Below are 3,603 nucleotides of genomic sequence, written 5' to 3' on the forward strand. Positions count from 1 at the left end.
CCGCGCCCATCGACAGCGCAGCCAAGGCGGGGCTGTCCCAGCTGGCCGCGATGGCCACGGACCGGTCCGCGTGAGCACCACGCCGACACACAGCCCCGCCGCCGATTCGGCTGGCGCCGAAACCCCACGCGCGCAATGGCTTGCGCGGCTGCGGTCCTTCGCCGCGGGCGCCGAGTCGCGGCCGGCGAAGTTGGGGATGCTCGGGTCGGTGCTGATCACGCTCGGCGGGCTCGGGGCGGGCAGCACGCGCCAGCACGACCCGCTGCTCGAATCGCTGCACCTGTCGTGGACCCGCTTCGGCCACGGCCTGGTGCTGTCCTCGATCGTGCTGTGGATCGGCGTCAGCCTGATGCTGATCGCGTGGCTGGCGTTGGGCCGGCGGGTGCTCGACGGCGCGGTGTCGGAATTCGCCATGAAGGCCACCGCCGGCTGCTGGCTGGCGCCGCTGCTGGTGTCGGTGCCCGTGTTCAGCCGGGACACCTATTCCTACCTGGCCCAAGGGGCGTTGCTGCGCGACGGCTTCGACCCGTACGCCGTCGGGCCGGTGGCCAACCCGAACGTGTTGCTGGACAACGTCAGCCCGATCTGGAGTATCACGACCGCCCCCTACGGCCCGGCGTTCATCCTGATCGCCAAGTTGGTCACCGTGGTGGTCGGCAACAACATGGTGGCTGGCACCCTGCTGCTGCGGCTGTGCATGCTGCCGGGCCTGATGCTGCTCGTCTGGGCGGCGCCGCGCCTGGCCCGCCAGCTGGGCGCGGACGGCCCGACGGCGCTGTGGATCTGCGCGCTCAACCCGCTGGTGCTCATCCACCTGATGGGCGGGGTGCACAACGAGATGCTCATGGTCGGGCTGATGGTCGCCGGGATCACGCTGGTGCTCGCCGGCCGCCACGTCGCGGGCACGACGCTGCTCACCGTCGCCATCGCCGTGAAGGCCACCGCCGGCATCGCGCTTCCCTTCCTGGTGTGGGTGTGGCTGCGGCACCTGCGCGAGCAGCGGGGCTACCGACCCGCCCGGGCCTTCCTCACCGCGACCGCCGCGTCGTTGCTGATCTTCGCGGCCGTGTTCGCGGTCCTGTCGGCGGTGGCCGGGGTGGGCTTCGGCTGGCTTACCGCCCTGGCCGGTTCGGTGAAGATCATCAACTGGCTGACGGTGCCCACCGCGGCCGCCAACCTGGTGCACGCGCTGGGCAGCGGGTTCTTCCCGGTGAACTTCTATCCGCTGCTGCGCATCACCCGCTTCGTCGGCATCGCCGTCATCGCGGTGGCGCTGCCGCTGCTGTGGTGGCGGTTCCGCCGCGACGACCGGGCGGCGCTGCTGGGCATCGCGTGGTCGATGCTGGTCGTGGTGCTGTTCGTGCCGGCCGCGCTGCCCTGGTATTACTCCTGGCCGCTGGCCATCGTGGCGCCGTTGGCCCAGTCGCGGCGTGCGGTCGCGCTGATCGCCGGCGCGTCGACGTGGGTGATGGTGATCTTCAAGCCCGACGGCTCCCATGGCATGTACTCGTGGCTGCACTTCACGCTGGCCACGGCCGCCGCGCTGGTCGCGTGGTACAGCCTGCACCGCGCGCCCCGGCCGGCGGCGCCGGCGGACGCTCGGTAGACCCGCTCAGTACGCCATCGCCTGGGCCCGGCGCAGCACCTCGCGGGCCTGGTGGGCGTGCAGGGCGTCGACGGGCCGGGCGTTGCTGAGCGCGTCGCGGCTGCCGTCACGCGTCACCGTCAGCGACGGGTCGGGGGTGAACAACCAGCGCACGATCTCCGTGTCCTGGTACCCGCCGTCGTGCAGGATCGTCAGCAACCCCGGCAGGCTCTTGACCACCTCGCCGGACTTGGTGAAGAACACCTGCGGGACGACCAGGCCGTCGGCGCGCCGCACCGCCACCAGGTGCCCCTCCCGCAGCTGCTGCTGCACTTTGCTGACCGACACGTGCAACAGCTCGGCCACCCGCGGCAGGTCATAGGTGGGTTCTTCGGGATCCAGGACGTCCTCGCCGGCAGGAATACTGCTCACGGCGCCAGTGTATGCCCGGCGGCACGCCTTGACCTCGCGTTCTCCTACCCCATTCGCGCCCTGTTCGCGGGGTGTGCGCGCCCGGCGCGGCACCGGCATCGCGGTAGCCCACCTACGATGGCCCGGTGACCGGATCGGCTGCGAGGGATCCCGTGGAGGGCGCCCTGCTCGACGGCCGCTACCTGGTGCAGTCGAGGATCGCCAGCGGCGGCACCTCGACGGTTTACCGCGGCGTCGACACCCGGCTGGACCGCCCCGTCGCGGTCAAGGTGATGGACGCCCGCTACGCCGGCGACGAGCAGTTCCTGACCCGCTTCCAACGGGAGGCGCGCGCCGTCGCCCGGCTGAAGGACCCCGGGCTGGTCGCGGTGTACGACCAGGGCTTGGACGCCCGGCACCCGTTCCTGGTCATGGAACTCGTCGAGGGCGGCACGCTGCGCGAGCTGCTGGTCGAGCGCGGGCCGATGCCGCCGTACGCCGTCGCGGCGGTGCTGCGCCCGGTGCTGGGCGGGCTGGCCGCCGCGCATCGGGCCGGCTTGGTCCACCGCGACGTCAAGCCCGAGAACGTGCTGATCTCCGACGACGGGGAGATCAAGATCGCGGACTTCGGGCTGGTGCGCGCCGTCGCGGCGGCCGGCATCACGTCGACCAGCGTCATCCTGGGCACCGCGGCCTACCTGTCGCCCGAGCAGGTCCGCGACGGCGACGCCAGCCCGCGCAGCGACGTCTACGCGCTGGGGGTGGTCGCCTACGAGCTGCTGACCGGACGCACCCCCTTCACCGGGGACTCCCCGCTGTCGGTCGCCTACCAGCGCCTGGACACCGACGTGCCGCCGCCCAGCGCGGTGATCGACGGCGTGCCCGCGCAGTTCGACGAGTTAGTGGGGCGGGCGACCGCCCGCGATCCGGCCGACCGGTATGCCGACGCCGCCGAGATGCGCGCCGCCCTCGACGCGATCGCCGACGAACTCGGGCTGCCGCCCTTCCGGGTGCCCGCGCCGCGCAACTCCGCGCAGCACCGCTCGGCGGCGTTGTCGCGCAGCAGGCCGGGCCAGCGCGCGCCCGGCCCGCCGGTTCGCCATCCGACCCGCCAGCTGACGCGTGGCCCGCAGGACTGGACCGGGCCGCACCACCCCGTCGCGGCCGAACCGGACGACGAATACGCCGAATCGGACGACGAGCCCTATGACGCCTACGAGGACGAATACGAGCCGCTGACAGGCGAATTCGCCGGCATCCCGATCAGCGAGTTCGTGTTGGCGCGCCAGCACAACCGCCGCATGGTGCTGGTGTGGATCGCGGTGGTGCTGGCGCTGACGGGGCTGGTCGCGACGGCGGCGTGGACGGTCGGCAGCAACCTCGACGGGCTGCTCTAGCGGCTCGCCTCAGTCGCGCAGCATCTCGGCGACCAGGAAGGCCAATTCCAGCGACTGCTGGGTGTTCAGCCGCGGGTCGCACGCCGTCTCGTAGCGTCCAGCCAGGTCCACGTCCGAGATGTCCTGTGCGCCACCGAGGCATTCGGTGACGTCCTCGCCGGTGATCTCGACGTGGATGCCGCCCGGGTGGGTGCCCAGCGCCCGGTGCAC

4 protein-coding genes are annotated in these 3,603 nt (G+C 72.1%); 2 read left to right on the forward strand and 2 right to left on the reverse strand.

What is annotated here, in order from left to right:
- The first annotated feature begins 70 nt into the window (after positions 1-70).
- Positions 71-1,606: an alpha-(1->6)-mannopyranosyltransferase A gene (locus tag A5714_RS08535; RefSeq protein WP_068284531.1), complete on the forward strand. Its 1,536-nt coding sequence runs from the start codon at positions 71-73 to the stop codon at positions 1,604-1,606.
- Positions 1,607-1,612: 6 nt separating this feature from the next.
- Here A5714_RS08535 and A5714_RS08540 read toward each other — a convergent pair whose 3' ends face one another.
- Positions 1,613-2,017, reverse strand: coding sequence for an Rv2175c family DNA-binding protein (locus A5714_RS08540; RefSeq protein ID WP_068072550.1), 405 nt, complete (start codon positions 2,015-2,017; stop codon positions 1,613-1,615).
- 125 nt (positions 2,018-2,142) lie between these two features.
- On the opposite strand from A5714_RS08540, the gene A5714_RS08545 reads away from it, so the two are divergent.
- Positions 2,143-3,393, forward strand: a complete 1,251-nt coding sequence (locus A5714_RS08545) for a protein kinase (RefSeq protein ID WP_197513617.1) — start codon at positions 2,143-2,145, stop codon at positions 3,391-3,393.
- A 9-nt stretch (positions 3,394-3,402) separates the two neighbouring features.
- Here the strand turns inward: A5714_RS08545 and A5714_RS08550 are convergent.
- On the reverse strand, positions 3,403-3,603 hold a 201-nt coding region (locus A5714_RS08550; RefSeq protein WP_197513618.1), incomplete at its 5' end, for a 3-deoxy-7-phosphoheptulonate synthase.

Source organism: Mycobacterium sp. E2462 (assembly GCF_001672685.1).
GTDB lineage: Bacteria > Actinomycetota > Actinomycetes > Mycobacteriales > Mycobacteriaceae > Mycobacterium.